22 protein-coding genes, 1 tRNA gene and 4 pseudogenes are annotated in these 25,857 nt (G+C 68.3%); 14 read left to right on the top strand and 13 right to left on the bottom strand.

Features of this window, described 5'->3' with window-relative positions; translation table 11 throughout:
- Window positions 1-704: 704 nt before the first annotated feature.
- A pseudogene (locus tag ACZ404_RS34240) lies at window positions 705-1,008 on the top strand (IS630 family transposase); the annotation flags it as partial.
- Window positions 1,009-1,012: 4 nt separating this feature from the next.
- Here the strand turns inward: ACZ404_RS34240 and ACZ404_RS34235 are convergent.
- Entirely contained in the window at window positions 1,013-1,444 is a 432-nt protein-coding gene (locus tag ACZ404_RS34235; RefSeq protein ID WP_468446812.1) for a pentapeptide repeat-containing protein, read from the bottom strand.
- Window positions 1,348-1,989 (bottom strand): hypothetical protein, encoded by a 642-nt coding sequence (locus tag ACZ404_RS34230; RefSeq protein ID WP_468446810.1) that lies wholly within the window; start codon window positions 1,987-1,989, stop codon window positions 1,348-1,350. Before ACZ404_RS34230 ends, ACZ404_RS34235 begins: the two co-directional genes overlap by 97 nt.
- Before the next feature lie 310 nt (window positions 1,990-2,299).
- Between ACZ404_RS34230 and ACZ404_RS34225 the strand changes: the two genes are divergently transcribed.
- On the top strand, window positions 2,300-2,806 hold the full coding sequence (locus ACZ404_RS34225) for a hypothetical protein (protein WP_468446808.1): 507 nt from the start codon (window positions 2,300-2,302) through the stop codon (window positions 2,804-2,806).
- Window positions 2,807-3,030: 224 nt separating this feature from the next.
- Here ACZ404_RS34225 and ACZ404_RS34220 read toward each other — a convergent pair whose 3' ends face one another.
- The gene (locus tag ACZ404_RS34220) at window positions 3,031-6,033 is read right to left on the bottom strand and encodes a caspase, EACC1-associated type (RefSeq protein ID WP_468446806.1); all 3,003 of its coding nucleotides are present in this window, start codon (window positions 6,031-6,033) and stop codon (window positions 3,031-3,033) included.
- Between the two features lie 239 nt (window positions 6,034-6,272).
- On the opposite strand from ACZ404_RS34220, the gene ACZ404_RS34215 reads away from it, so the two are divergent.
- Both ACZ404_RS34215 and ACZ404_RS34210 read left to right on the top strand, forming a co-directional pair.
- Window positions 6,273-6,350: transfer RNA gene (locus ACZ404_RS34215), tRNA-Met, on the top strand.
- 319 nt (window positions 6,351-6,669) lie between these two features.
- Window positions 6,670-6,917, top strand: a pseudogene (locus ACZ404_RS34210) (RNA polymerase sigma factor SigF); the annotation flags it as partial.
- 187 nt (window positions 6,918-7,104) lie between these two features.
- Here the strand turns inward: ACZ404_RS34210 and ACZ404_RS34205 are convergent.
- The 4 genes from ACZ404_RS34205 to ACZ404_RS34190 form a co-directional block, all read right to left on the bottom strand.
- Entirely contained in the window at window positions 7,105-7,452 is a 348-nt protein-coding gene (locus ACZ404_RS34205) for an STAS domain-containing protein (RefSeq protein ID WP_468446804.1), read from the bottom strand.
- Window positions 7,453-7,773: 321 nt separating this feature from the next.
- A complete protein-coding gene (locus ACZ404_RS34200; protein ID WP_468446802.1) occupies window positions 7,774-8,109 on the bottom strand; it encodes an STAS domain-containing protein in 336 nt (111 codons plus the stop codon).
- A complete protein-coding gene (locus ACZ404_RS34195) occupies window positions 8,106-9,395 on the bottom strand; it encodes a PP2C family protein-serine/threonine phosphatase (protein WP_468446800.1) in 1,290 nt (429 codons plus the stop codon). Before ACZ404_RS34195 ends, ACZ404_RS34200 begins: the two co-directional genes overlap by 4 nt.
- Window positions 9,395-10,198: an alpha/beta fold hydrolase gene (locus tag ACZ404_RS34190; RefSeq protein WP_468446798.1), complete on the bottom strand. Its 804-nt coding sequence runs from the start codon at window positions 10,196-10,198 to the stop codon at window positions 9,395-9,397. The genes ACZ404_RS34195 and ACZ404_RS34190 overlap by 1 nt, the downstream gene beginning before the upstream one ends.
- A 408-nt stretch (window positions 10,199-10,606) precedes the next feature.
- Between ACZ404_RS34190 and ACZ404_RS34185 the strand changes: the two genes are divergently transcribed.
- The 3 genes from ACZ404_RS34185 to ACZ404_RS34175 all read left to right on the top strand — a co-directional run bounded on the left by ACZ404_RS34185 (window position 10,607) and on the right by ACZ404_RS34175 (window position 13,153).
- Entirely contained in the window at window positions 10,607-11,059 is a 453-nt protein-coding gene (locus tag ACZ404_RS34185; RefSeq protein WP_468446846.1) for an ATP-binding protein, read from the top strand.
- Between the two features lie 669 nt (window positions 11,060-11,728).
- The gene (locus ACZ404_RS34180; RefSeq protein ID WP_468446796.1) at window positions 11,729-12,292 is read left to right on the top strand and encodes a DinB family protein; all 564 of its coding nucleotides are present in this window, start codon (window positions 11,729-11,731) and stop codon (window positions 12,290-12,292) included.
- A 540-nt stretch (window positions 12,293-12,832) separates the two neighbouring features.
- Window positions 12,833-13,153: a hypothetical protein gene (locus ACZ404_RS34175; RefSeq protein ID WP_468446794.1), complete on the top strand. Its 321-nt coding sequence runs from the start codon at window positions 12,833-12,835 to the stop codon at window positions 13,151-13,153.
- 3 nt (window positions 13,154-13,156) lie between these two features.
- Here the strand turns inward: ACZ404_RS34175 and ACZ404_RS34170 are convergent, their stop codons facing one another.
- Both ACZ404_RS34170 and ACZ404_RS34165 read right to left on the bottom strand, forming a co-directional pair.
- On the bottom strand, window positions 13,157-13,672 hold the full coding sequence (locus tag ACZ404_RS34170; protein ID WP_468446792.1) for a hypothetical protein: 516 nt from the start codon (window positions 13,670-13,672) through the stop codon (window positions 13,157-13,159).
- Between the two features lie 143 nt (window positions 13,673-13,815).
- Entirely contained in the window at window positions 13,816-14,364 is a 549-nt protein-coding gene (locus ACZ404_RS34165) for a TetR/AcrR family transcriptional regulator (protein WP_468446790.1), read from the bottom strand.
- 95 nt (window positions 14,365-14,459) lie between these two features.
- Here ACZ404_RS34165 and ACZ404_RS34160 point away from each other — a divergent pair, with 95 nt between their 5' ends.
- Complete coding sequence (locus tag ACZ404_RS34160) at window positions 14,460-14,981, top strand: carboxymuconolactone decarboxylase family protein (RefSeq protein ID WP_468446788.1); 522 nt, start codon at window positions 14,460-14,462, stop codon at window positions 14,979-14,981.
- Complete coding sequence (locus ACZ404_RS34155) at window positions 14,978-15,178, top strand: hypothetical protein (protein ID WP_468446786.1); 201 nt, start codon at window positions 14,978-14,980, stop codon at window positions 15,176-15,178. The genes ACZ404_RS34160 and ACZ404_RS34155 overlap by 4 nt, the downstream gene beginning before the upstream one ends.
- A gap of 644 nt (window positions 15,179-15,822) precedes the next feature.
- Here ACZ404_RS34155 and ACZ404_RS34150 read toward each other — a convergent pair.
- Window positions 15,823-16,416 carry a hypothetical protein gene (locus ACZ404_RS34150; RefSeq protein WP_468446784.1) on the bottom strand — a complete coding sequence of 198 codons (594 nt, stop codon included), beginning with the start codon at window positions 16,414-16,416 and terminating at the stop codon, window positions 15,823-15,825.
- 214 nt (window positions 16,417-16,630) lie between these two features.
- Between ACZ404_RS34150 and ACZ404_RS34145 the strand changes: the two genes are divergently transcribed.
- The 3 genes and pseudogenes from ACZ404_RS34145 to ACZ404_RS34135 all read left to right on the top strand — a co-directional run.
- Window positions 16,631-17,302: a hypothetical protein gene (locus tag ACZ404_RS34145; RefSeq protein ID WP_468446844.1), complete on the top strand. Its 672-nt coding sequence runs from the start codon at window positions 16,631-16,633 to the stop codon at window positions 17,300-17,302.
- A gap of 1,442 nt (window positions 17,303-18,744) precedes the next feature.
- The gene (locus ACZ404_RS34140; RefSeq protein WP_468446783.1) at window positions 18,745-19,233 is read left to right on the top strand and encodes a hypothetical protein; all 489 of its coding nucleotides are present in this window, start codon (window positions 18,745-18,747) and stop codon (window positions 19,231-19,233) included.
- Between the two features lie 597 nt (window positions 19,234-19,830).
- Window positions 19,831-20,067, top strand: a pseudogene (locus ACZ404_RS34135) (IS5 family transposase); the annotation flags it as partial.
- Window positions 20,068-20,137: 70 nt separating this feature from the next.
- Here ACZ404_RS34135 and ACZ404_RS34130 read toward each other — a convergent pair.
- Together ACZ404_RS34130 and ACZ404_RS34125 are read right to left on the bottom strand one after the other, a co-directional pair.
- Entirely contained in the window at window positions 20,138-20,638 is a 501-nt protein-coding gene (locus ACZ404_RS34130; protein ID WP_468446781.1) for a GNAT family N-acetyltransferase, read from the bottom strand.
- A gap of 67 nt (window positions 20,639-20,705) precedes the next feature.
- On the bottom strand, window positions 20,706-21,596 hold the full coding sequence (locus tag ACZ404_RS34125) for a Rossmann-fold NAD(P)-binding domain-containing protein (protein WP_468446779.1): 891 nt from the start codon (window positions 21,594-21,596) through the stop codon (window positions 20,706-20,708).
- A 71-nt stretch (window positions 21,597-21,667) separates the two neighbouring features.
- On the opposite strand from ACZ404_RS34125, the gene ACZ404_RS34120 reads away from it, so the two are divergent.
- Both ACZ404_RS34120 and ACZ404_RS34115 read left to right on the top strand, forming a co-directional pair.
- Window positions 21,668-22,630, top strand: coding sequence for a GlxA family transcriptional regulator (locus ACZ404_RS34120; RefSeq protein WP_468446777.1), 963 nt, complete (start codon window positions 21,668-21,670; stop codon window positions 22,628-22,630).
- A gap of 1,333 nt (window positions 22,631-23,963) precedes the next feature.
- Window positions 23,964-24,068 (top strand): annotated as a pseudogene (locus ACZ404_RS34115) (IS21-like element helper ATPase IstB); the annotation flags it as partial.
- 90 nt (window positions 24,069-24,158) lie between these two features.
- Here the strand turns inward: ACZ404_RS34115 and ACZ404_RS34110 are convergent.
- Window positions 24,159-24,884: an SDR family NAD(P)-dependent oxidoreductase gene (locus ACZ404_RS34110; protein ID WP_468446775.1), complete on the bottom strand. Its 726-nt coding sequence runs from the start codon at window positions 24,882-24,884 to the stop codon at window positions 24,159-24,161.
- Window positions 24,885-25,857 lie beyond the last annotated feature (973 nt).

Genomic DNA, 25,857 nt, shown 5'->3' with positions numbered 1-25,857 from the left:
CGGGTGAAGGAAACGTTGGCACAGGCACCTGTTCGAATCGGCCCGTTTCTCACCGCGGTTCCGGATCCGCGGACGACCAATTCGGTAAGTCACCCTAGGGGCAGCCATCAGATCATCACAACAGTGCATGGAGGGGGTGACGTAGCGCGGGGGAAGTGAACTCTGCACCTTTTCCCGGGTGGATGCAGCCGAAAGTGACGGAACGTGTGCCATGGAAAGCAGGTTTGCGGGTACCAGTGAGGGTTTTCCCGCTGCCTGGAGGCCTTTCGGGAAGCGTAAGAGATCCGTAGCCGCGCCCTCGCCGACCGGTTTGCGCAGGTCAGCGGCTTCCCGGTCATCACGGGTGCCTCTCGACGGCCTGAGCGTCCGTGGGCCGGCACCCGCCGTCGTGAGAGAAAATCGACAAAAGATTCAACTGTCGAAGATGTAATCATTGGCCAGCGTTTTCAGCCGGCTGCCGTGGTGATCCGCGACGCTCCCGTGAGAACTGACGGGCAGGAACAGGTGGGTACGAACAAGCGGGTGCGAACAGGCGGGTATCACCGCAGGTATTTCATATCCGGACCGTCTGGCGCGCAACGATTCCCGGGCGCCGAGTCAGGCCAGGAATCGAGTGTCCGTCGGTGATCTTGTTGATCTGATGCTGGTGGTCCTGCTGACCCACTGGCGCGGTGTGAGCCGACCGGCTGCGCTCGCCGGACAGGTCCGCGCCGACGGGCCGGCGCCTGCGCCGCGGCACCGCGCCGGTCGAACCGTGCTTCACCCCGACCTACGCCTCTGAGCCAACCCGATCGAGGCGCACTGCGGTCGGCTGCGGCAGCTCACCCTGGCGAGCTCGAACCGCCCCAGCCATCCCGCGCAGTCCCAGGCCCTGCACCACTACCTGCGTCGGCGCTACGCCAGCGCCGTCACCCCGACGTGTTCACCGCCCAGCGCAGGGAACGCGCCCGCATCGGCGGCGAGAAGGGCATCCGCTCGGGCGGACGGCCCATCGACTGCGCAGCCTGATCGCTCAATTCGCCGACGCTGACGGACCACGCCTCGGCTCTGATTGCAGCAGCGGGACTGGCCTCGCGAGCGCGGCAGCCGGAAGCAGAATGTCCGGTTCGACGCCAGGGTCCGCGGTGACAACGACGCCTGCTGTGTGAGCGTCGAAGCCGGCCGGCCAGATCGTAAGGTCGCTCGCCAGCGCGCCTTCCAGCCTCGCCTCTCGCAGATCTGCGTCGGTGAGGTCGCAGCCCCGTAGGTCGGCCAAGCGCAGGTCCGCGCCGGCGAACACGGCGCCGAGGGCACGGGCCTTGCGCAGGTTCGCCTCCCGCAGGTCCGCACGGGAGAAGTCCGCCGACCTCAAGTCGGCTTTGACCAGGCGTGCGCCGCGCAAGTCCGCCTGCAGACACCGAACCCGGTGGAGAATCGAGGTGCGATCAGGCTGACGTTGAGCCACTCCGGGCGGCGTTCCTGGTACAGGACCCCGAGGCAGGTCAGCGCCGTCTGAGCGTCCGCGGCGCGGGTCTCCAACGGGGGCACCGAGTTGATGGACAAGTCCGCCGCCGGAACTGCGGGTTCCTGCGGCGGCCAGGGCAGGTGCGTCCGCAGATACGCCGCCATGATGGAGACGACCGCCTCGCGGTCGCGGTCGGAATGATCCGCGATCCGCCACAGTGCGTAGATGCCTCCGATCCGCACGTCCAGCCTGTCACTGCCGAGCTGATCCACGGCCCGGCTGAAGCGATCGGTGATGTTCCCCTCTCGGGTTGCGTTCAGCCCGTCCTGGCTGACGCGCAGCTGCCGCCACGTGGCATAGGCGCCGAACAGGACGACCGCACCGCCGACCGTCTGCAGAAGCGTGGTGCGCACGTTGTTCACCGCGTTCAGCCGGTCCGCTGCAGCGAGGTGGCCACCTGCGAGGTCGTGGTCGACCATCAGCCCGGGAAGAACCAGGAGCACGACGCCCAGTAACACGATCACGGCCAGTGCGGCCAGCGCCACGGCAACGGCACGAGTCAGGCGCCACCGGTCACGAAAAGATCCCCCCATAGCCAACGGATCCTAGGACAAGGCCGAACCCGGTGACCTCATGCGGTCACAGCACTGGAGGGGCCGGCGATGCATGCCGTTCAAGGGGCCCCCTGCGGGCGGACGCTGGCACATCGGCGGCCACCTCGAGACCGACCGCTGCAGAGGATGAAAACGGCTCATTGTTCCGTAAGGGTGGTGACGATCGGATCATGTGCGTCACACTCCTGATCCGTACGAGGGGCGCGTCAGCTCCCGCGTGCCTGCTGAGAAGGGGGAGAGCGTGAAGAACGCGCCGGAGATCGAGCGACAGTACCGGCTGGGGCTCGGTTGCCTCATCGACGCCAAGGTTCGCGGAAACCTCGTCACGTCGAAATGGCAGCTCCACACCATCGCGTCGCCCGGCTTCGTACGTCCTGAGACGGGCCAGACCTCGATCAAGGTCGAGTGTCCGCGGTGCAGACGCGTCCTGTCCGTGACAGTGGAGAGTGTGCGCAAGGCGCGAACGAAGCAGCGCGCATACCGGCGCGTGGGCGCGCTGCTGCTGTGGTCGCTGGTCGTGTGGCTGCCGATGCTGTTCCACTACGGCGCCAAGCCGGTCGACGAGGGAAAACCGGAGCAGTCACCGAGCGTGCTGCTGGTTGGCGGTCTTTTCGCCGCCGTCTTCGTTTCGTTCGTGGCCGGGCTGGCGCTCTTCCTGACCGGAGGCGGTTACGACGGCATCAGGAAGCTGCGCTGGGTGAGACCCGACGGCTCCTTGTCGGTCCTGGTGAAAGGCCACAAGATCTAGCCGGCCTCAATCGCCGGGAGGGCTTCGCTCGTGCTGAAACACGCTGTTCTGGTGCCTCAGGGTCCGGAGCGCCAGGAGGCTCAGCCGGCGGCCGACGACGATCATCAACGACGTCGCACGGACGCTGTCCCTGGTCGGTCGACGACATCCCCCCACTGTTGCCCAACTGTCGGTCCTGTGACACCGATGGCCCGGCTGCTGTCCAGTACCGACACATTGCTGCGTCAGAGATAGCCTGCAGCCGCCGTGCCGATCGACGGAGGCGTTGCGAGTAGCTGGCAAAGATCCTCTGAGGCCAGGAGGCACTCGCGCAATCTGTCTGGGATCTGCGCGTCGGAGAGTACGGTTTGCAGCGCCTCACGCCGAGCGGACCAACCTGCTTCCTCGGGCAATTCGGCGATCGGTGCTTCCAGCAGGGCGAGGACGGTGTCGCGTTCGGTCGGGCCGATCTGCCGGCCGAGGGCGGCGCGTAGATGTGGCCATCGTACGGCGAGCACGGCGAGTTTCGCGATCGCTGTCAGGGTGTCAGGGGCCGGAAGCCCGGCTGCCACACGCTCCTGCCGGATGACGGCGTAGAAACGGAAGACGTTGACGAAGCGCTTGATCTCTCGGGGGTTTCCGGTCAGCCGCCCGGCGACCGTCGCCACGATGCGCTGCACCTCGGGGTTGTCGGGGCGTAGTCGTCGCCTCAGTTCTCGCCGCATGGCCTGCTGGGTCTCGGGGCTGAAGCCCGTCGCCGCGGGATCGTCTCCACCTGCCTGTTGTTGGGCGGAGGCGGCCGCCTGCGAGATGTCCTGCAGAGAGGGCTGTCTTTGCCGGATCGCCTCTTCGATCCAGGCTGCCGTGTCGCTGTCTGCCTCTCGGTCGACGGCCGCGCGCGATGTCCAGGAAGAGTTGCCCACCAGTGCCGTGCCGAGGAACTGGCTTGCTTGATCGGGGTGCAGAGACGGGAGGCTGACGGGCAGTTGAATGATCTTGTCGAGGAATCGCCAGCCGAGTTTGCCCGCCTCTCCCCAGTAGTCCTCGCCGGTCAATGCCTCCACGAGTGATCCGTAGGCCACCTCGATGTGGGCTGCGACCATCTCCGGTTCCATTGCCACGACGAAGATGCAGTTGGGGAACTGCCCGGCCAGGAACAGGTTGATCGCCTCGATGACCTGGGCGACAGCACTCGGCGCGCATCGGTCAAGGTCGTCGACGAAGACCACGACGGGTCGGTCCTTGCTGGCCACCAGATCCAGGACCTGCCGCATGTCGGTCTGCGTCAGGTAGAGCAGCCCGAGGCGGTCTCGATGGCCGGGGTCGCGGACCAGACCGGCGGTGAGTTGCTTCCATGTCTGTGTGTAGTCCGGCTGATGGACAAGCTTGGTCAACGAGCCGGCAACACGTTCGCGCCAGAACGCCGCGGTCCGCGCCATGCCCGCGAGCGCGGCCACTGCGGCGCCGCCGCCAAGAAGTGCCTTGCCCGCCTGGTTGAGTCCGTCAGAGGCGCCGGGAACGAAGGAATGAGCGAGGAATGCGACGGCAGCGGCGAGGCCCGCGATCACCAGCCCGATCGCCAGCGGGACCAGCCGGTCCAGCAACGCTCGGTGGATCCGGCGCCGCAGAAGGTCGGCATCGACGCGGCGCAGGTTCAGCTCGAGCCAGAACGACTCCCGGTCTGCCGGACGCATCCGAGCGGTGACCTGCGAGATGATCTCGTGGGCGAGACCGGCCCAAATCTGCTCACCATTCTGATGCATCCACGGGTTGAACCACACCGTGGGCCGCCAGTCGGCATGCAACTCCGCGTCATCGATCCGCAGGCTTTCGGCTGTCTGCTCGCGTGGCGCCGACGCCGCCGTGCGCAGCATGCGTAGGACGTTGCGATTGGTGACCGTGGCCTGGTCTCGAGTGGCACGGTGCCGACTTAACCGTACGCGGGCCAGCTTCCGCCGGGAGGGCGGGCTGAGCCGTACCCATCGGCGCGGTGTCCCGCCGACCGGGGCGCCGCCCTCCACAGGTGGATCCAGTCGGTCCTGGACCATCCTCATCAGGGACGTCTTCCCGGCGCCCCAAGGGCCCTTGACGCCGATGGTCAGTGGCGGCGTGGTGTCCTCGTGCTGGATGAATTCGGAGATCGCGATTGCGTATGGCCCGTAGCCCAGGTCGTCTCCAGTCGTCCAGTAGTCGTTGCTTGCGGTCGCTTCCGGGGTGTACGCGTCGTCCGGCTCGCCGAGGGCGTCTGGGACGACGGTCTCCGGAACGGCAGGTTCGGGGTCCTGTGGTGAGCGTGCGGGCGCGTCTGCGAGCGCGCCGGTCGCTGCCGTCGCAACCTGGACGCTGGGGTCGTTCGTCAGCTCGTGCAGCGCATGCCGTGCCGCGCCGGCTTGCGCCGGGGCCCCGGTCAGCAGGCGCGAGAGTTCTTGGATGGCATCGAGCCGCGTGACGGGGCTCGGATCAATGATGGCCGTGGTGAGCTGGGGAGGAAGCGGGGAGATGGGCCTGGGGTTCCGCGCGATGACAATGGGGCCCGTCGTCTCCGCCCACTTGGACGGTGACTGGTGGGAGGTGACTGCGCGCACCTGGGCACGGACGTAGTTGAAGAGGTCGTCTTCGGTGACCCAGCCGTCCTGATCAAGGTCGGCTTCGCCGGTTCGCAAACCAGTGACGAAGGCGTTGGAGAAGACCGACAGCGGTGCTGCATGGTCGTCGGTCAGCTCTGTGCCCTCGAAGGCGTACTCCATCGCGCTGCTGGAGGTGATGATGACCCGCCCGCGCCCACTCAAGTGATGGCCGATACCTACGGTGTCGGTGGATCGTGGCGTCATGCCCCGAGGGAAGGCGCCGCTGTAACAGCAGTCGAGGATGAGCACGATGGCCCGGGACCGACACCGCCTCATGAGGTCACTGACGAACTGCGCCGAGATCGAGGTGGAGGGAAGAAGGCCGAGTTCCGTGTCGACGACGGCGAAGTGAAGCTGCCCCCCTTCGTCCTTCAGGCCATGGCCGGTGATGTAGAGCAGCAGCACATCGTCCCGGCCGCGGTCAGCGAAGAAGCGGTCAAGTGCACGACGTGCCACGGCTGCTGACGGATCCACGACGGCTTGAACGTCGAAGGCGCCGATCGTCGGGTCGGCGAGCACGTCGGAAACACCGCTGGCATCCGAGGTGGGCGTTGACAGCCGTCGCAGTCCTGGATCTTGATACTCGCTGGTTGCCAGGATGAGCGCGCTACGCTGAACCATCGGTCACCTTCCTTGGGCTCCGTGCTCGGCACGCCGATTGTTGCAACGCCCAGGACCTTTTCGCCCGGTGCGGTCGAATTTTCGTATGTCGTACGCCGTTTGCCGGGTGCGCTCAGGGGCAGTGCCTGGCGATGTGATCGGCGATAGCAAGGGCGCCGATCGTGCAAAGGCCAGATGGTGCGAGCGGTGCGGTAAATCCCTGCAGGCGTCGCGCATGTGGCGTACGGTGATGTCACCGACGCGGGGTGGAGCAGGTCGGTAGCTCGCTGGGCTCATAACCCAGAGGTCGCGTGGTTCAAATCCCGCCCCCGCTACCAACTAAGGGCCCGGCAGCAGCCGGGCCCTTACCGTTTCCTTCGGCTGCCGGCGCCTTGAGCCTGGACGAGAGCACCGCTGGAGCACGATGCTGCTCGTCTTCGTCAACCGACTGGCTGCGCCGGCGGATTCGCGCCACGGCACCACACATGACGTGCTGTCCTGTTGGTTCGGGGTGGACCGTCCCACCATCACCCGCGCCATCGGCGAAGTGCGGCTGCACCGTCGCGCCGGGCGTTCGGCTACGCAACCTCACCTAGGTCATCGAGCACCTGGGCGCCGACGGTCAGACCGGAATCATCGACGGATTAGGGGTAGCCAACGGAGCTGATGAGCCTGCCCGAGGACGAGGTCCGGGAGGCGCGCCTGGTCGCCAACGGCTACAACTCTTCCTCCCTGAATGCCACGACCGGCGGCAGCGAGGACGGCGAAGAAGCCGCGCTGCAGGACTTCATCGGCACCGAGGACACTGGGCTGGAGCTGGTGGATTTGTCCCCCAGATGCACGTCTCCCGACTGCTCTCGCGCTGCCTGACGCGGCTGCGCCAAGGCCTGCTCACCACAGACTGAGCACGTCACCGTCCGGCGCAGCCCCCTGCGTCATGCAGCGGGCTGCGCCCTGTCACCGCGCGGCTTGCCAGAAGACCGAGACGTGAACGAGCACGCTGCTGGAGGCGCGACCCGCACCGTTCGCCGGGCTTCAACTCCGCTACGGCAGGGTGGACGGGCACCGGGCCACATGGCATTCCTTGGCCGGTCAAGCGGTCAGTGCTGCGTCGGAGCCGTCCGCACCGGCGGGTATCACGATGAACAGCTCGTCGGCCTGGGTCAGCTGCAGCAGGCGTGCCGGTTGGGTCTGCAGCCCGGCGACGGCAAGGCGGCCGCCTTCGGCGTGAAGACGGCGGCGCAACTGGATCAGCAGGTTCAGGCCGCTGGAGTCCATGAAGGGAACTGCCGACAGATCCAGATACAGCATCTTGCCGGCCAGCGGGATGATGGAGGTCGCTTCGGCCACGGCCGGGCAGCTCTGCAGGTCCATCTCCCCGTTCACGATGATCACAGTGCGGTCGGGTTGCTGCCGTGTCACCACGGTCAAAGCGTTCACGGTTCGCCCCTCGAATCCGGGGTCGAGCCCATCATGCCCTCCGAGATGGAGGGCATCAAGCACGCGGCATGGGGCCGCATACAGCCGAGCGAGACAACCCGCACCGCGTCCCGGTCACCGCGAAATGACCTTCAAGAACGGCGCGGGGCCTCCCACCAGACCAGGCTGGTTGCCCTTCGAGCGTCGCACAGACAGCCCCCTCCACACCAGCACACCCGCACCAGCCCCCGTAGCCGGAGGCGCTCCGCCCTGTGAGAGATCAGCCTGGGAGAGTCACGAGTCGCAGTTCGAGGATGATTCGCTGTTCCTGCGGCCGACTCGTCAGCTGATGGCGGTGGCGCTGTCGGGGTAGAGCGGGAATATCTGATCGAGGCCGACGATGCGGAGAACGCGCAGCGTGTGAGCGGGGACTGCGGCGAGTGCGACGTCGGCTTGTTTGGCGTGGGCGTGGTTGCGGGCGGCGATCAGGGCGCTGATGCCGCTGGAGTCGCAGAAGTCCATGCCGGTCAGGTCCAGGACGAGGCGCTGGCCCGGTCGCAGCGCCAGGGTGGTGAGTTGTTCGCACAGCTCGGGTGCGGTGGTGTAGTCGAGTTCGCCGCTGATCTCCCAAACGGGACCGGTCTTGGCGTCTCGGGTGGTGATCGTCAGTGGGCTCATTCGTCGTTTCTGGTCTCAGGGTTGGAGGCGGGGACGCCGAGGGCGAGCAGGGCGGTGTCGTCGTCGAGGCCGTTGCCGAAGCTGTCGAGCAGGCTGGTCAGGGCCTGGACGACGGCGTGTGGTGGTTTGCCGGCGTGGCTGGTGGCAAAGGCGAGCAGGCCGTCGTCCCCGTAGAGGCTGGTGCGGTCCTTCCCGGTGCGTGCTTCGGTGAGGCCGTCGGTGTAGAGCAGGAGGGTGTCCCCCTGGGTGAGGACGGTGGTGGCCGCGGTGAAGCGGGCCTCGGGCAGGATTCCGACGAGGAGGCCGCCGGGTGTGGGCAGGTAGTCGGCCGTGCCGTCGGCGCGCAGGACCAAGGCCGGCGGGTGGCCGCCCGAGGCGAGGTGGACGGTTGTCTGTCCCGTTGCGGGGTCGGCCTCGAGGGTGCCGAAGATCGTGGTGCAGTAGCGCGGGTCGCCGCTGCCCGAATAGCGCTCGTGGAGCACCTTGTTGAGTGTGGTCAGAGCGGCGACCGGATCGGGGTCGTGCAGGGCGGCGGCGCGCAGGGTGTAGCGGGTCAGTGAGGTCAGCGCGGCGGCCTGGGGACCCTTGCCGCACACGTCGCCGAGGAAGAACGCGAAGCGTTTGCCGTCGACGGGGAAGACGTCGTAGAAGTCGCCGCCGAGCCGGTCGGGAGAAGCAGTGTGGTAGTAGACGGACGTCTCCAGTCCCGGAACCTGCGGCAAGGTGTCGGGCAGCAGCGACTGCTGGAGCACGGCGAGGGCGTCCTGCAGTCGGGCGCGGTCGCTCTCCGCTTGCTTACGCGCCTCCTCGGCCGCCTTCCGGCCGCGCAGGAGCTCCTCTTCGTAGGCGCGGCGGTCGCGGGCGTCGAAGACGGTCGTGCGTATCAGCAGCGGCTCGCCCACGCTTCCGTGCTTGACCACCGAGGAGACCAGCGCGGGTAGCCGGCCGCCGCTTGTCTGCTTGAGGTCCAGGGCGATTCCGCTGATCTCGCCCTGCATCCGCAGCAGCGGCGCGAAGTGGGTCTCGTGGTACAGCTTGCCGCCCACGGTCAGCAGGTCGGTGAACCTCATCCGGCCCACCACCGTCTCGCGTTGCAGGCCGAGCCAGCCCAGCAGCGTCGTGTTGACCTTGGCGATGGTGCCGTCCATCAGTGTGGACAGATATCCGCACGGCGCGGACTCGTACAGTTCCTCGGCACTGTCCTCCAGGAGCGCGGCGAACGTCGCATTCGACGCCTTCTCGTCGCCGGCCTCGTGTGGGTCGGGCTGCTGCCCGATGCGGCACATCACGGCAAAGTCGCCAAGAACTTCAGGATTGCCTCATTGGTGGCTTTGGGCGCGGACAGGTGGGGGCAGTGTCCGGTCGCATCCAGGGTGACCAGCTGCGAGCCGGGGATCGCCCGGTGGACGAAGGCGCCGACCTCCCGCGGCGCGATGACGTCCTGGGTGCATTCCAGCACCAGCGTCGGCATCGCCACCTTCCTCAGGTCGTCCCTGGAGTCCGACAGAAACGTGGTGCGGGCGAAGACCTGCGCCATCTCGGGGTCGGTGGCGCAGAAGCTGTTCTTCAGTTCCTCACCGAGCTCCGGACGCTCGGCGTTGCCCATGATGAGCGGAGCCATCGCCGCCGACCAGCCGAGATAGTTGGACTCCAGGGAGGCCAGCAGTTCATCGATGTCTTCGGCGCTGAAGCCGCCCCGGTAGCCGTCGTCGTCGATGTAGCGGGGAGACGGGGCAACCATCACCAGGGCACCGAGCCGCTCGGGAGCCATGCCGGCGGCGAGCACCCCGATCATCGCGCTGACGGAATGCCCCACGAACACCGCATCGCGCAGGTCGAGTGCTTCGCACACCTCCACCACATCGCGGGCGTAGCCGTCCAGGGAGGAGTAACGGTCCTTCGAGAACGCGGACGGTTCCGAGCGGCCCGAACCCACGTAGTCGAACAACACGACCCGATAGTCCTCGTCCAGCGCAGGGACCGTCAGCCGCCACATGTTCTGGTCACATCCGAAGCCATGGGCCAGCACCACCGTGCGCCCCTGCGGGTTGCCGGTGGCGGTGACGTTGTTCCTGCGAACGATATCCATCTCGTCAGTCTCTCAAGCTCTGGCCACTGCTCCGGTACGGCATCGAAATCGCCCCACGGTCCACACGCCACCACTACACGGGTCCGACGCGGCTTCCGCCGGTACGGGGAGACAGGGCGAAGGGCGTCCGGCCTACACGTCGGCCGGACGGACGCCGGGCAGGTCTGACCTGGCAGTAGGCGGCGAGAAGCATGCTGGGGGCCGCCGGAATCCTTGACGGTCCCGACGTGTCCCTTCGAAACACTGCCCGGCATCGCATGAGCGACACGAGGTGTGGCGCAGACCACAGATTCCCGGTACGTCCATGGGGATGTCCGAGCCGATCACGGGTACGCGGTCCTGGATGAACGACGAGTGAAGGTGACGCGAATGAAGCGGGCCCTGTCAGGCGACGACAACACGACATTCATGGGATCCCACCTCGTGGATGGCCCCCTGCATGCCTCGGCAGCTTTCGAGGGGCAGGGTTCCTGCATCGCCGAGGCACGTGACATGGCCGCCGACTTCTTGACCCGGATGCGCACCGAGCACGGCGCCGCCGTCTCCCAGCGAGCCCTGGAACTGACGCAGCTGGTGGTGAGCGAACTGGTCACCAACGCCTGTAAGTACGCCGCCGGCCCCATCCTGCTGGATTTGCGTATCGCCGGTGAGCTGGTGGAGATCCAGGTGTGGGACTGTGATCCTGTGCTGCCGATGGCCCGCGCCGCGGAGGCGGGCCGGGTGGGGCAGCATGGCCTGGAGATCGTGATGGCTGTCTGCCAGGGCTTCGAAGCGAAGCGGGAACCGGTCGGCAAGCGCATCACCGCTCGCCTGGCGCTGACAGACGATCCGCTCGGTCAGGACGTACAGCGCCGCCGTTAGCCGCCGACGATGGATCCTCGGGCCGCAGGGTGTCGTATCGTCAGCTCGGTGCGGCTGTTCCGCCTGTGGCGCCGGAGGACGCCGCGCTGTACCAGGAGATGCTCCGCGCGAGCCGGGACATCACCCCATCCCAAGCCGCCAAGGGCGCGAGGGTGAAGTGACGTGGCCCCTCCCGCCCGCGCGGTCGCCCGCATATCACGTCGTCCCCTCCAGCAAGAACATCCGCCCGGTCAGCGATCGGCGTCAAGGTTCCGGACCGTACCGCGGCACCAAGGCATCACCGGCTTCGGCGACGGATGAGCGACGGCCCGCTCCGGGTGAGGGATTGTTGGCGTGCTGCGGCTGTGGGGCGTGCCGCGACTACCCCGTGCGGCATGACGGCCGGGGTGGCGCGCGGGCCGATGCGGGTCTGGGTATGGGACCGCCCAGTCAAGAACCTGGTGAAGTACAAGCCCCGGTGACCTGTGCTGAAGCCGCCCACTAACCAGGTTTTGGGACGAGGAGCCGGTCCAGGTCGTTCCCGCGGACGGCGACTGATGGGGGGTAGGGCCCCGCGCTGCGTGTCCTGCCTCATCCAAAGCTGGCATCGTCAGGCAAGTTTGACGACCGCTAGGTGCGTCTCGCCGACCGAGGGCGCAGCCAGGAGTGCGCTGTCTGTAGTGTGCGGAAATGACAAGAAGTGAACGGCTCGCGGAGCAGTTGGACTGGTACTGGAGCAAGAACCTGCGGCCGCGGCTGGAGGGTCTGACCGACGAGGAGTACTTCTGGGAGCCGGTGCCCGGCTGCTGGAGCATCCGCCCACGTGGCACGTCTGCCGCGCCGATGTCGGCAGGTTCGGGGGAGTGGACGATGGACTCCGCATCCTGTGCCCCGGTGCCGGCGCCGGTGACCACGATTGCCTGGCGGCTGGCGCACATCATCGTCTCCTGCCTGGGCTATCGGGTCGGATGGTACTTCGGCGGCCAGGACGTCGACTCCGCGACATTCGCCTACGCGGGGACCGCTGACGAGGCGCTGAAACAGCTCGATGAGATGTACGGGAGATGGAACGCGGGGGTCCGCGAGCTCTCGGACGCCGACCTGGAGAATCCGCCCGCGGTGGGTCCCGAGCCGTTTCCCATGGAGAACAGGGTCCTGCACGTCAACAGGGAACTGATCCATCACGGCGCCGAGATATCCTTGCTGCGCGGTCTCTACCGCTGGCAGGGCAGAGCCGTATCGCACCGAACATGACCTATCGGCAACCGGCGATCGAGCTGCGGAAGCGGAAACCTACGGGACTCCATGACGCTCCGTGGCTGCTGCCGCGAGAGACTTCACGATCTTCGACCGTCGCTATGCGCAGGTAGAAGGCCCCTGGCATGACCATCCCCGGCGAGCGCCATGCCAGGGCTTCCAGCATGTGTCGAAGTCGGTGAAGCTTCCATGCAAGGCACCCCGCCGTTCACGGGTCCGTACGAGCACGACTTCCGAGATCAGCACCTGCACGGAACCCGCCACCGCTCACCACCGCCCCGCCTCTCCGCGCAGCACTGATCACTCTTCCGTGCATACGCTGGCGGACGCGGACCGGCGCGCCCTAACGTGACGTCCCTGCACGCTACGGCGAGTGGGAAACCGTCTACGGCCGCTTTCGCCGCTGGCAGCGCGACGGCACGCACTTGGCGGCCGAGCACGGACAGAAGCCGCTGTCCTACGTGGTCACGGCCGGCCGGCGGCATGACAGTCCCCAGTTCCAGCCGGTCATGGAGGGCATCCGGGTACCACGCATGGGTGTCGGCAGGCGGCGCTGTCGACCGCACCGGGTCCGGGCCGACGCGGCCAACGGGTCGAGCCAACCGCGGCTACCTGCGCAGACGCGGCATCCGCTGCACGATTCCGGAGAAGTCCGACCAGATCCGCAACCGCAAGAAGCTGGGCGCTCGCGGCGGTCGCCGGCCGAGGTTCGACAAGGCCGACCACCGCGGGCGGCACGCAGTCGAGTGCGGGATCAACCGCCTTGAGCGCCACCGGGCGGTGGCCACGAGGTACGACAAGCCGGCCGTCCGCTACGAGGCCACGGTCGCCAACGCCGTCATCGACGAGTGGCTGTGATCGCTACAACGATCCGCCACTTGCTGGGTCGGAGTGCGACCCTCCGATCCAGAAGGTCAGCCCCTTCCGTCCACCGCCCAGTGACCGCCGCATCGCATTGACCAGTCGCACCTGCGCCTGAGCCACCTCCGCTCCGGCCTCCCGGAACTCCTCTTCGCCGAGTGGCGTATGGACTGGATCGACGTCTCGCGCGACGCGGTCCAGGAAGCGGTCGACCGCCTGCCCAAAGCTGTCGACCTCTCCCGCAACCTCTGCGGGCGCGATCAAGCTGACCCGCGTCAGGACGGCGCTCCACTCGGCCCAGTCGTAGTCCCAGCCGCGATGGTCGGTGTGTGCTCGCTTGATCACCATGGTGAACTTGGCGTAGTGGCTCAGGAGTTCTTGGTAAGCCACCAACTGCTGATCCCGCGACCACTGATGGTCCTGGCCCCGTCTGGTGACGATCCCCCCCACCAGCACTCCTACGGTCGCCGAGGCCGCTCCAGCAACGGTCGTGATCAACGCCTCCAGCAAAGCCACCCCAGCCCCCGTGCCCAGCAACCTGCGTTCGATCCCCGATCGGAACGTAGCACTGGTGCATCATGGCGCGTCAGAGCATGCGATCGTCTGCATGCTGCGGACTCGGCCCGCGGCATCGTGGGAGTGTCACCTCCTGAGCAAGGTCACGCCGCAGTGCAGAGCAGGGCTGACGCAACCTCGCGTGCCTCCGCTGCGGGAGCCGACGTGCGTTCCCGCAGCGCGGTGACGATCGCGCCGTCCATCAGCAGAACGAACCGTCGCGCGAGTGCCTCGGCATCCTCGTGGCCACTCTTGGCGAGCAGGCCCGCGACGTACGCGGTGACGCGCTCCTTGTGCTCGGCAGCGACTCGGTACGCCGCGCTGCCGGTGTCGGCGGTCTCGGCCATGGTGTTGATGAAGGCGCAGCCGCGGAAGTCGGCGTTGGTGAAACGCTCGGCCAGCGCACGGAAGACGTCCAGGGGCTCTCCGCCGAAGGCGTCCACGCGTTCGGCCAGCCAGGCGCGCCAGGCCTGGTCCCGTCGTTGCAGGACGGCCACGACGAGGTCGTCCTTGCTGGCGAAATGCCTGTAGAAGGAGGCTCGGCCGACTCCGGACTCAGCCAGGATGCGTTCGACGCCGACGGCCCGGATGCCCTCGGCGTAGAAGAGATCCTCGGCTGCGTCGAGGAGGCGTTCGCGTGCGTGGGTGGCCATGTGACCAGGCTATCCCGATCTTGACGCGTACGGAACCGATCAGTACCGTCTTGCCGCAAGAAGACGGAACCGATCGGTACCATCTGGAGGGGCTCATGCCACGCATGCCACAGCTCACCGACGACCCCTTGGGGCTTCTCGACCGCACCCGCCGCCAGCTCGGCCGGCTACCCAACCTGTATGCGGCGCTGGCCAACGGCCCGGCGGCACTCGCCGGGTACCTGGCCATGCGCGATCATCTCGGCCGCGGCGTTCTGTCCACGCGGCTGCGCGAGCAGCTTGCGCTGCTGGCCGCACAGGAGAACCACTGCACGTACTGCGTCAGCGCCCACACGCTGCGGGGCCGGAAGCTGGGCCTGAGCGACGAGGAACTGGTCCGCACCCGCGAGGCTGCCGACGACACCGACCCGCACGCCGACGCCGTGCTGCGGATCGCCCGCGAGGTCATGCGTACCGGCGGCCGCGTCGAGGACACGGCGCTGGCCGACGCCCGCCGAGCCGGGGTGACCGATGCCGAGCTGGCCGAGATCGTCGCCCACATCGCGCTCAACACGCTGTCCAACTACTTCAACCACCTTGCCCAGCCGGACCTGGACTTCCCGGAGGTGTCCGCATGAATCGCGAGTGGCGCAAGGGCTCGATCGAGCTCGTGTCCGGCTACACCATCACCGACGCCGACGGCCGCTGCGTCGACCGCGCCGAGGGCGTCGACTTCGCGATCGAGGGCGGCTTCGTCAACGTCCGAATCCCCGGCGCGTCCCGTACCCAGTTGGTCTCAGCTCCGGCCGTCCGTCTGATCACCAGCGAGTCCTGAGATCCCGCACTGGTTGGCCTCTTTGCAAGGCGGGCTTCCACGGCCGCCTGCCAGGGAGCCCACACGGTTTCCGGGCTGCGGCGATGGGGCCAACGGGTGACCTCGAGGCTCTGACGCGGGCTATTGCCCGGCCATCAGGCTGCCGGCGTCAGCAAAGCGTTCAGGGGCGCCATCACCTCACCCCGGCATTGCGTGGGCCCGGCCTTGGATCGAACGTTCCTGGGCCGGGCCGGTTACTGATTTCGGATGGCTGGCCGGCCTCCAGTGCGTCGTAGTCGACGGGCTGGACGAGCGTGGCCTCTTGGTCCGCGCGACGACGCCGGCCAGGCCGTCCTCGCGCGGGCCGCCTTGGCGCGGGACGAAGCGCCGGCGCCCAGGCCACACCGAGCGGGCAGACGGGGCGCCGCCCGGCCGCGGCGGCCGCTGTCCGGAGGGCGAACCCGAGGATGCACACGGCCAGGGCCGGTGGATCCGCAGCCCAGTGCGGTGGCGAACGTCGGCTCCCGTCTACGGCGGTCCCCTGTGCGGCGCACGGGCATGGTCACGGTGACGTTCCCCTCTCCTGACCAGCCCCCTGACAGGAACGAAGATCACGCAGTGAGCTCCCCGGCCGCACCCGCCCCTGGCCGCGTCCGTGCCGGGTGTTACCCGTCCCGCCCTGCGGGGGTGTCGTCGGCCAGGGCGGCCCACATCGCCCGCAGCCTCCCGTTCTGCACGTGTCCCTGGTACGCCATCCACCCCACGAAGACCACGGTGAGCACCCCGAAGCCGATGGACTGCCGGGCGTCCCCGGTCAGCGCCAGGAGCGCGGTGAGCCCGCCGAACAGCACCCCGAGAAGCACCAGGGCAGCCCGGCGATGGCGCGTGCGGTGCAGGCGCTGCGCCACGAGGTCACGCATGGCTCGGCGTTCCTGGGGGGCCTCGGGCACCTCACCGTGGCGGAGCCTGAGGTCCAGGGACACCAGATCGTCCGCGGAGCCGCCCGCGGCACGCCTCTCCTTGCGCCGCCGGGCGACCAGCACGGCGATCGCCCCCACGGAGGTGGCGGCCGTGCGAACGAGGACGGACGCGAACGAGCGCCCCGGGAACAACAACATGATCAACGCGCTGGCGGCCAGCAGGGACAGGATCACCTGCAGCCATAAGTGCCGGCCCAGGAAACGGCCGACGCGCTCGCCCTTGCGTGCCCGGCCGGCACGACCGGTGTTCTGCACTCGCTCGCTCTCGGACAGGGTCACGAGCCGATTCCTTTCCCGTTGATCGTGTCATGTGACCCTGCGGATACCCTGCGTCGGCAGGGACAGCCGCCCGGGCGCGCAGCTCGGGTCACGAGCAGGCGACGAAATGCGCCCGGTGCAACCACCGGCCGCCGGAAAACCGTCCGTCCCGGCGACTGACACACAGCCCGCACACAGGGTGCGCCTGACAGACAAGGGACGATCAGCCGTGACGATGACCAGGACGACCGAGGACCACTGCAGACCCGGCGCCGTTGTCCGTACGACCGCGACGAGTGTGGCCGCTGCCCTGCTGGCCCTGACGCTCGCGGCGTGCAACGGCGACGGCGACTCCACGGGCTCCGCAGCCGGCACGAAGACAGCCACGGCGCAGCCCTCCGTCAGCAGCTCGGCGACGGGTTCACCCACGGCGGCCGCCGAGCCCGCCGGCAAGTCCACCCCCGGGGGCGCCGCGGCCTCCCCGGCCAAGACTGCGGCCCCGAAGGCGCCGGCACCGGCGAAGCCCGCCGCCTCCGGGGCCGCGGGCAGTGGCAGCGGATGCGACCACAAGATGCCCATCTCGCCGGACGAGCTGGCGGTCTACCGCTACACGCCCGAGGGTGGCGCTCTGCACCTGATCGTCAAGTACGGCGCCTGGGGCTGCGCGTCCGCGGACTCCGACGGCGCCCCGTTCGAGACGGTCGGCAAGGAGATCCCTGTGCCCATGAACCAGGCCGCCTACGTCACCGTCACGAATCCCGTCGTCGCAAGCACGGAGAACCAGCACATCGGCGTGCAGGAGTTCCTCGACTGGCTCGAGGCGCACCCGAACAGCGGGCTGGTCTTCAAGTACCACCTCGGTGCGGACGGGGCGATCGACAAGCTGGAGGAGGAATTCACCCCCTGAGCTCCCGCCCCGCCGGGACGGACGTTCGTACGTCCGGGTCAGGGGCGCGGCACCGGACCGGCACCGGTCCGGCAGGCCCAGGCCACCGTGACGCCTCCGCGCCACCATGACCCGGGCGACGGCGCCACGCGAGGAAAGCGTTGCCCGCCGGCTTCCGGGCGGGCAACACGTGGTGTCGGCTGGGAGGGTCCGGGGCGTCCACCGCAACCTCCTAGCAAGCCGCGAACGACGCGGCCTTTCTCCCCATGATGGCCGCCCTCTGGCGCAGCTGCTGCCAGCAGGAGTCGATCAGGCCGCGTGCCCCCTGGATGTCGGCGAGCGCGGCTTCCCCGAGCGGCTTGTAGCCGCTGTTCGGGTCGGCGAGGTCGATCGCGGCGTCCGCGGGGGCTGTCCATGGCCCTCCTGGTAGGCGGTGTGCAGCCAGTGCAGCGCTCTGGAGGGCCAGCGCTGGACGGTGGTGAGGTCGTCGGTGTTGTCGGTCATCGGTGGTCGACGGGCACAGTGCCCACGGGACGGACAGCCGGCGGGCGGCGACTCGAGGGCGGCCCTGCGCCGCTGGTACGGCCGGCTGGTCGCGTGCGTCCCTGTGAGCCTCAGCAGATCGAACGCGATGCGTCCGGGAAGCCGCACGGGCTGCTGGTCCAGGCGCACGCCATGAGGTGGGTGCTTGGGACTGGCAGGCCAGCGACATACCGCTCTTCGACGGCGTATTGGTCATCCAGTTTGAATGGCTGCGGTTTGATCAGTGGGTGGGGGATGGCTTGGCTGGGCTGATCGGTTCGGGTGGTCTGAACCGTGGGGCGGGCGTGGGACGGGCTGGAACTGTGGGGTCTTCGCCGTAGGAGCAGGCGCGTGACGTCCTGACGTGGGTATGCGCCTGGACTTCCCGTGTGACTGTGTTGGTCCTGGTGGTTTTGCGGCAAGTGCCGGTTGTATCCCTGGTGAGGGGGCACTCGGCTGTGTCGACGGGCAACTCGTCCAGGCATTCTGGAGGTCTGACAGTGGCCGTTCGACGTCTGATCCGAGTCGGTCCGGATCCTCTTGGTTCGTGGTCAGTGGCCGCAGACGAATGCTGTGATCTGTTATGGGGTGCGGCTGGGCTGCGTACCTGTTCCAAACGAGACGGTCGTCCGCCAGCGCGGGAGGCGTCTGTCTGGAGTTGGAGGCCCTTGCCGGGTGCTGGGCACGGCCCGTATCGGGATCGAGCTGCGGCGGTGGTGCGGGCGTTGCTTGGTGCTCGTGGACGAGTACCCCCTGCAGGGGCGGGTGGCCGGCTGCACAACGTCGGCTTCGATGGGCCGGTCCAGTTGCGTCAGCGCGATGCTTGCCCGGCTCACCTGGCTGTGCGAGAGCGAGGCGCGGAGGGCTCACCGCGACCGCACGGGCGCCAGGCACTGACTTCCCGCCCCGCCGGGGCGGGCCCATCCCGGGAAGGAGCAGTCATGAACGAGTACGACCGAGCCCCCGGCGGCCCCGACCTCGGCCACCGGCGCCCCGATGGTCTCGACGACGCAACCGTTGAAGCCCTCGGAGCGCTGTCCAAGGCACTGGAGACGACCGAGCGGGCCAGAGGCCGCCTGTATGACTTCCACCAGCTGACCGGAACGGCCGACCTGCAACTGGACGACGCCGTCCGGCTGCTGCGCGAGGCCGGTCACCCCGAGTGGGCGGAGAAGGTCCGCTCGGAGATCCTTGGGCGCAACGTCATCCCCGGACACTGGACGTTCCAGATCGTCGAGGCATACAACGCCACCTACTACCGGCCGTTCCAGCAACTGGAGACAAGCGCGGTCCAGGAGCTGGCACAGGGCCGCGACCACCTGTACGAGGCGCAGATGAAAGAGGACCGCCGTACGCCCGGCCACCCCGACCACACCGCGCGCCCGCCGACATGGAGGACCCGACGCGCGGGAGAGCACGGGTCGGGGTGAGCAAGCGGCTGCCGTGAGGTGCGGCTGGCGCGACGCCCGTCCGAGCCGGGAAGGAGGGCACCTCCGCTCGCCGACCGGAGGGTCATCGTCACCCCGCCCGCAGCCTGCTTGCGGCGCTGGCCTGGGAGATCTTCCTGTGGGGGCGCCTGGGTGGCGTTGCTAGGCCGCGAGAAGGCCGCCTGTGGAATCGGTGGCAGCGTCCCTGCGGGCCTGGCGCCCAGGCTACAGACGCCGTCTTCATCGCCCTGCCTGCCCTGGACCGACGCCCCATGGGCGGGCTGGCCCGCCGCGACCTCGCCGCCTCAACTGGCCGTGCCGTGCACCCAGTGGCTCGTCACGCAGCCTTGGCCGGGTAATCTGCCTGCTGGTCGTTGGGCAGCACACTGTCTCCGAGAACTGATCTCGGAGGTGGTCGTGGGACGTCGACCCAATGTGTTCGTCCGTCCGGTCAGCATGGAGGAAGGCCGGAAGCTGCAGCGGATCAGCCGGATCGGGAAAGACACGGTCAAGGCGTGGGGTCCGGTGAGGCGTCCGTGAGGCGTCCGCGCAGGCTGCGGGCCACTTACAACCGCCACCACGGTGTGATGCACATGCTGTCGCCCCGATCGGGTCCGCGCCGACAGGCATACGCCTCCCGCAATAACCGCCCCTACCTGCGACAGCGCGGTATCCGCTGCACCATCCCAGACAAGGCCGACCATGCCCGCAACCGCAAGAAACGCGGCTCCCGCGGCGGCCGGCCGCCGAAGTTCGACCCGGAGGACTACAAGGCGCGGCATGCAGGGGAGTGCGGCATCAACCGCCTCAAAAGGGCACCGCGCCGTTGCGACGCGCTAGGACAAGCTCGCGGTCCGCTACGAGGCGACCGTCCTCGTCCGCGGCCATCAATGAATGGCCGTGCCACTCAGACGGCTCGTTCCATGCAGACCAGTTGGTCCCGCTCGTCCCACGACTCGGTGGCGGTGAATCCGAGGCGCTCGTACAGGGCGATCGCGCCTGCCCGCCACTTCCACACCGACAGCCGCACCGCGCTGACGCCGTTTTCCGCAGCATGCACGAGCGCGGCGTTGACCAGGCGGGACGCGATGCCCCGCCCCCGGAACGCCGGGTCCGTCCAGAGCCTCTTGACCTCGGACCGTCCGTCGACAGAGGCGGTCACCACCAGGCAGCCCACCGCAGTTTCCCCGCTCAACGCCAGCAGCACGACATCGTCTTCGAACACGGCCTGCGGATCCGCGATCTCTACCCGGTAGCGGTCCGGCAACCCACCCACACCGGCGACGGCCTCACCCTTCTCGGCCTGCGTCTGCAGATGGTAGGCCGCCAGCAGATCTGCCAGCCCATCCCGGGCAGAAGGCGCCTGACTTGGCCAGCGGACGATGGCAACCTCGCGTTGATCAGTCATGACGCGAGCATCGCACGACACATGCCAGAGCCAGAACGAGTACCTTGATCCACCTTCGATGCACGCCCTAGATCACTTCCCCGAGCACGTCGTTCACCGGGGTGACGCTCACGCCGAGGATCTTCTCGGTCTCGGAGTAGTCGATGACAAACGGGTGGCCGGGCTTGGTGAGTACTTCGTGCATTTCCGCCCAGAACGGCTCGGTGAACGCCAGCATGGTCACGTCGCGTTCGGTCATCTCTTCCATCCGGGGTTCCGGTGCGCCCGCGAGATCGGCGAGTCGCCCGGCCAGTTCCCGCACCGACAGGGTCGAGGTGGGTACGTGCCAGGCACGGCCGTACGCCTCCTCGTTGCGGCTTGCGGCAACCAGCGTGCGTGCGGTGTCGCCGATCGCCGAGTAACTGTGTGGCACGTCGAGTTCTTGCGGCACCAGGACCAGCCTGCCTTCCATGACCTGCCGCTGCACCATGAGGCTGAACACCGAGACAGCGCCGGCGCCGTAGAACTGGGCGGCCCGCACCTCGGTGACCTTCACCCCCGAGGCGGCGGCCTCCTCCCAAACCCGCGCCCTGGTCCGCCCCTTGGGACCGGTCGCCGTCAGAGGGAAGTCCGGCGTGATCGGCCCGCTCACCGGCCCATAGCCGTAAAGGTTGCCGAGCATGACGTAGGCGACCCCGGTCCGCCTCGCCGTGCTGAGGAGCGACGCGGACAAGGTCGGGAACTGTTCGGGCCAGAGGTGGTACGGCGGCGCGGCGGTGGTGAACAGTGTGTCCGCCCCCTCTGTCAGCACGGTGAGCCGATCGGTGTCGGTCGCATCCGCTGCGACCTTGTCGATGAGCGGGTGGTCAGGCCCGCCGCCCGTCCGGCTGATCATTCGCACCCGCTCGCCGTCTTCGGCAAGAAGAAGAGCGGTCTTCGACGCAGCGGCCCCACGACCCACGATCACATGAGATTTCATGCCGACAACGGTGCCGCTCCACGGCTCCGTGGAATAGTGGCCACAATGCCAACCATCCGGAGGATCTGGCCATGCATCGCGTCGCCGCAGTCATCGTGCCGCCCGTACTGAGCTTCGACGTCTCGATCCCGCTCATGGTGTTCAACAACGTCGAGCACTACGACGTGCATGTCTGTACGGCGCGGCCCGGCCCGACGCCGACCGTCGGCGGCCCCGACATCGTGGTGCCGGACGGCCTGGACGCGATGGAGGGTGCCGACACGGTGATCGCCGTCGGCAGCGGCGGCGAGCAGGCTCCCGCGGAGGTCCTTGACGGTCTACGGAAAGCCGCAGCCACCGGCGCACGAATCGCCTCCCTGTGTACGGGTGCGTTCGTATTGGCCCAGGCCGGCCTGCTCGACGGGCTCCGCGCCACCACCCACTGGGGACTGGCCGACGACCTCGCCACCCGGTTTCCGTCCATCGATGTACAGCCCGACCTCCTCTTCGTAGAGGACGGTGGCATCTTCACCTCGGCGGGCGCCGCGGCCGCCATCGACCTGTGCCTGCATCTGGTCAGGCTCGACTACGGCGCGTCGGCCGCCAACGCAGCCGCGCGGCTCGCGGTCGTCCCTCCCGTACGGCCGGGCGGCCAGTCCCAGTTCATCGAGACCCCACTGCCGCCCGAGCGCGGCACTTCACTCGCCTCCACTCGCGTCTGGGCGCTCGAACATCTTGATCGCCCGCTCACCCTGACCGACTTGGCCAATCACGCCAAGACGAGCGTGCGCACCCTCACCCGGCGCTTCCACGCAGAGACTGGACTGAGCCCGCTCCAATGGCTGCTGCACCGGCGCCTCGACCGGGCCAGAGAGCTCCTGGAGACCACCGAGCTACCCATGGATCAGGTAGCCAGGAAAAGCGGTCTGGGCAGCGCGGACTCCCTCCGCAAGCACATGGTCGGCCGGGTCGGACTCACTCCTACGGCCTATCGCGCGAGCTTCAACCGACGCCCACTGGTGCCTCCCGCTGATGCCGGAAGCACGCTGCGGTAGTGCGCCCCGTCCGCACTGCGAGGGCCATAATCTGCTGCCCCTTGCGCCTTCCTGATCCGTGTCGACGTCCCACGACCACCTTCGAGATCAGACTTGGCGACAGTCTTCTGCTGGCCGCCTAGCCGCAGGTCGGACCCGGCCACGGCTGGGACGGCGCCACCTTGCCGGCGCGATTGGCCGCGCCCTGGCCGCTCGGCGTTCCGCGAGGGCCGATCGCCGGCAGTGGACGCGTGCCGCGCTGGCCCGCGCCGACGCCGTCTGCGAAAGGTATATGCCAAGACCTACGCCGAACGCCGCTTCCGTGAGTGCCTGCCCGACCGTCTGTCCCGTCGGCTCCGCCACGGCGGCGGGGTCGGCGACTGGGTTGCCGGCTCCCACGCCCTCATGGACTCGGCACCCCTGAGCACTGGGCCGGCTGCCTTGCTGAGCGTCACTGCATCCTGGCCTGTTCGCTCGTCGAGCGTGGCCACACCCTGGCCGCCGCCGCGGCCGCTTGTACCCGTCCGCTCAGGAGTCCGCGGCCTTCCAGCGCCCCTGGGTGCCGCCGCGCGTCCGGGCGACCGCTGCGGCATCAGCGGTGTGCGCGGGCTGAGTCCGTGCCCCGCCGACCCGGGCGATGCAGCAGTGTGGGACGACCTGGACGCACGGGTGTACGCCTTGATCAGACGGCGCCGCCCGCTGCGCACTCTCCGCTGCTCGACGCCCCCGGCTCCGTCATGATGGCCGCGGCGCTGGGACACCTCGATGTGCCGCCGTCTGGCGGGTCCTTGCCCGTCCACCCGTCTGTGCGTGATCGGGTCCGCGTCGTCCCGCTGTCCTACGGTCGCGGCGGCCGTGTTGCCTCGGTCACCTGCGCCGTCGAGGCCTGCCGGATGCCGGCCCGCTGCGAGAACATCACCGCGCTGCGTGCCTCGGCCGCTGCGCATGCCGCTGCGCACGCGAAAGTGCACATTCTCGATCCCCATGCCTCCTTGCACTACGGCTCCCGGTGGTGCGGTGCCTTTCCCGATGCCCGGACGTGTACGGGCGGGGTGGTGATGATCCTGCGGCACGACCCGGTGGTGCGGCGTGTGTGGAGTGTGGAAGAGGTCTGCGAGCTGTGCCCTGCGCTTCTCCCGAATGCCACCGTCCTGGTGTGTGCGGGGCGCCGCGCGGCCGGACCGCCCGGCCCCACGAATCTGCTCGCTGCGACTGGCGAGCAGGTGCCGGCCCCCGGCCGGCCGGGCATTGCGGGCGGCTTCTCGGGGAGCCCCGCCGGAGGTGATCCGGCCCCCGTACGGCGCTCGCGTCGCATCCCACCAGGACCCCGCCACCGGTGGTCCGGGCAAGGACACCACGGCTTTGTGTGGCGATCGTCGACCGTCTCACCTTCGGCGGGAAAGTCATCGAGACCGGCACCGACTCCTACCGCCTTGCCCAGACCCGGGGCAGGGTCGAAGTCGCTGAACGGAAGCTGTGTTACGCCTCTTTCCGCAGGTCCCGGTGGCATGAAGTCGCTTCATGCCGACACCGGGGTCGCAGGTTGGGCTCAAGCCAGTCCGCCCGTCACTCGCAGGTTCTGGCCTGTGATCCACCCGCCGTCCGGACCCACGAGGAATGCGACGACATCGGCCACGTCGGACGGTTGACCCAGTCGGCCAAGCGGTGTCATGCCGATGACCGCTTGGAGGGCTTGTGGGGGATTGGTTCCACGGAGCAGCTCCGTGTCGGTCGCGCCGGGAGAGACGGTGTTGACCGTGATGCCGCGTTGCCCGAGCTCCCGGGCAGCGACTGCGGTCAGCTGCTCGATCGCGCCCTTGCTGGCAGCGTATGGCCCGATGCCTGGTGCGGGCCGCACTGTGTTCATGGTGGAGATGTTCACGATCCGCCCGCCGTCGCGCATCTGCCGGGCTGCATAACGCATCGTCAAGAAGACGGACCTGGTGTTGACTGCCATCACGCTGTCGAACACCTCCGCTTCGGTTTTGGCGATCGGGGCCGGGCTGAAGGACATTGCGGCGTTGTTCACCAGGATGTTCAGGCTGCCAAGATGCGCCTCGGCGGCTTCCATCAGCCGCTCTGGCGCATCCGGCTCCTTCAGGTCCAGGCGTATTGCCCGGACCTTGCCGCCGTCCGCCTCAACGGCGCGGACGACGTCGGCTGCGGCTTCCTCGCTGGTGGCGTAGTTGAAGACCACGTCCGCTCCGTCGCGGCACAAGCGTTCAACAATCGCCCGGCCGATCCCTCGGGATCCACCCGTGACGACGGCAGTCATGTCTTTGAGCACTGGTCCTCCGCGCCGGTGAAAAGATGACCTGGGACGTTCGAACGTACTGGTGTCACTGCTCCTGTTCGACGGCTTTCGCCGAGCGCGATACGACCCATCGGCCCGTGCCCGTCCAACGAGCTCCCCCACGGCCGTTCCCGCGCCCCGAGGTGGTGTCAAAACCCACCGAGATACTCGGGCCCGCGGAGCAGGAACCGCTGCCGAAACTCACCGGCAGGCGCTGTCGCTTGTCATCGACAAAGCCAGGCCGTGGATGTTCACGAGAAATGACGTCAGAACCCCCTCCCTGCACCGCCGGGTGAAACAGCGCGGCTTGTGGCACGTCGGATGGGGGCGGTGAGAGAAAACTCGACACAGGCCTCACCGCCTTCGTGACGCTCCGAGGAGAATGCGTCCAGCGCCTCATGACGGGCACGCCGGCCTCCGGATGGCAGGTCATCCAAGGCGCCAACCCGTTTCCCTCAATCCACCGGAATTGACAATTACTCTGACCACGCGGCCGGCCAGGCGAGACCGAAGGCGAGCAAGTCCGCGAGCGTACCGCCTGTCAGAACCGACTTGCGGTTCAGCGGAGACATCCAGGGAGCCGCTCGCGGGCGCTTGGAGTGCTCCCCCGGCAAGAGCGGGGACCCCTACGGCTACGCCGTGTTCAATGGCGCCACGCAGTGCGTGATGCCCGCTGACGACGGCTCCTGGGAAGCGCAGTGGGCGAGAACGTGGGCCCCGGCCGGGGGTGATCCGACCCCCGTACGGCGCTCGCGCCGCATCCCGCAACGACCCCGCCGTCGGCGGTCCGGACAAGGACGCTGACCGCGCAGGAGGCGCGCACCGGCACAGAGGCGCCCACATGTTGAGGGCGGCGTCGGGTTCCTCGACCGCGACGGAGGACCGTCCGGGCAGGGCGCGGTGGTGAATGATCAGGACCTGAGGTTCGACCCGGCCTTTCCCGGAGGGCCGATAG

The sequence above is a fragment of the Streptomyces sp. NPDC030798 genome (genome assembly GCF_055572275.1).
Note: the sequence above shows the minus strand (reverse complement) of the source record. Positions and strands in the feature narration are given on the sequence as shown.

Coding starts and splice junctions, on each gene's coding strand:
- ACZ404_RS34220 (WP_468446806.1), bottom strand. CDS start 6,033: ATGGTTCAGCGTAGCGCGCTCATCCTGGCAACCAGCGAGTATCAAGAT.
- ACZ404_RS34200 (WP_468446802.1), bottom strand. CDS start 8,109: ATGAGCCCACTGACGATCACCACCCGAGACGCCAAGACCGGTCCCGTT.
- ACZ404_RS34195 (WP_468446800.1), bottom strand. CDS start 9,395: ATGTGCCGCATCGGGCAGCAGCCCGACCCACACGAGGCCGGCGACGAG.
- ACZ404_RS34190 (WP_468446798.1), bottom strand. CDS start 10,198: ATGGATATCGTTCGCAGGAACAACGTCACCGCCACCGGCAACCCGCAG.
- ACZ404_RS34185 (WP_468446846.1), top strand. CDS start 10,607: ATGGGATCCCACCTCGTGGATGGCCCCCTGCATGCCTCGGCAGCTTTC.
- ACZ404_RS34180 (WP_468446796.1), top strand. CDS start 11,729: ATGACAAGAAGTGAACGGCTCGCGGAGCAGTTGGACTGGTACTGGAGC.
- ACZ404_RS34165 (WP_468446790.1), bottom strand. CDS start 14,364: ATGGCCACCCACGCACGCGAACGCCTCCTCGACGCAGCCGAGGATCTC.
- ACZ404_RS34160 (WP_468446788.1), top strand. CDS start 14,460: ATGCCACGCATGCCACAGCTCACCGACGACCCCTTGGGGCTTCTCGAC.
- ACZ404_RS34155 (WP_468446786.1), top strand. CDS start 14,978: ATGAATCGCGAGTGGCGCAAGGGCTCGATCGAGCTCGTGTCCGGCTAC.
- ACZ404_RS34145 (WP_468446844.1), top strand. CDS start 16,631: ATGACCAGGACGACCGAGGACCACTGCAGACCCGGCGCCGTTGTCCGT.
- ACZ404_RS34140 (WP_468446783.1), top strand. CDS start 18,745: ATGAACGAGTACGACCGAGCCCCCGGCGGCCCCGACCTCGGCCACCGG.
- ACZ404_RS34130 (WP_468446781.1), bottom strand. CDS start 20,638: ATGACTGATCAACGCGAGGTTGCCATCGTCCGCTGGCCAAGTCAGGCG.
- ACZ404_RS34125 (WP_468446779.1), bottom strand. CDS start 21,596: ATGAAATCTCATGTGATCGTGGGTCGTGGGGCCGCTGCGTCGAAGACC.
- ACZ404_RS34120 (WP_468446777.1), top strand. CDS start 21,668: ATGCATCGCGTCGCCGCAGTCATCGTGCCGCCCGTACTGAGCTTCGAC.
- ACZ404_RS34110 (WP_468446775.1), bottom strand. CDS start 24,884: ATGACTGCCGTCGTCACGGGTGGATCCCGAGGGATCGGCCGGGCGATT.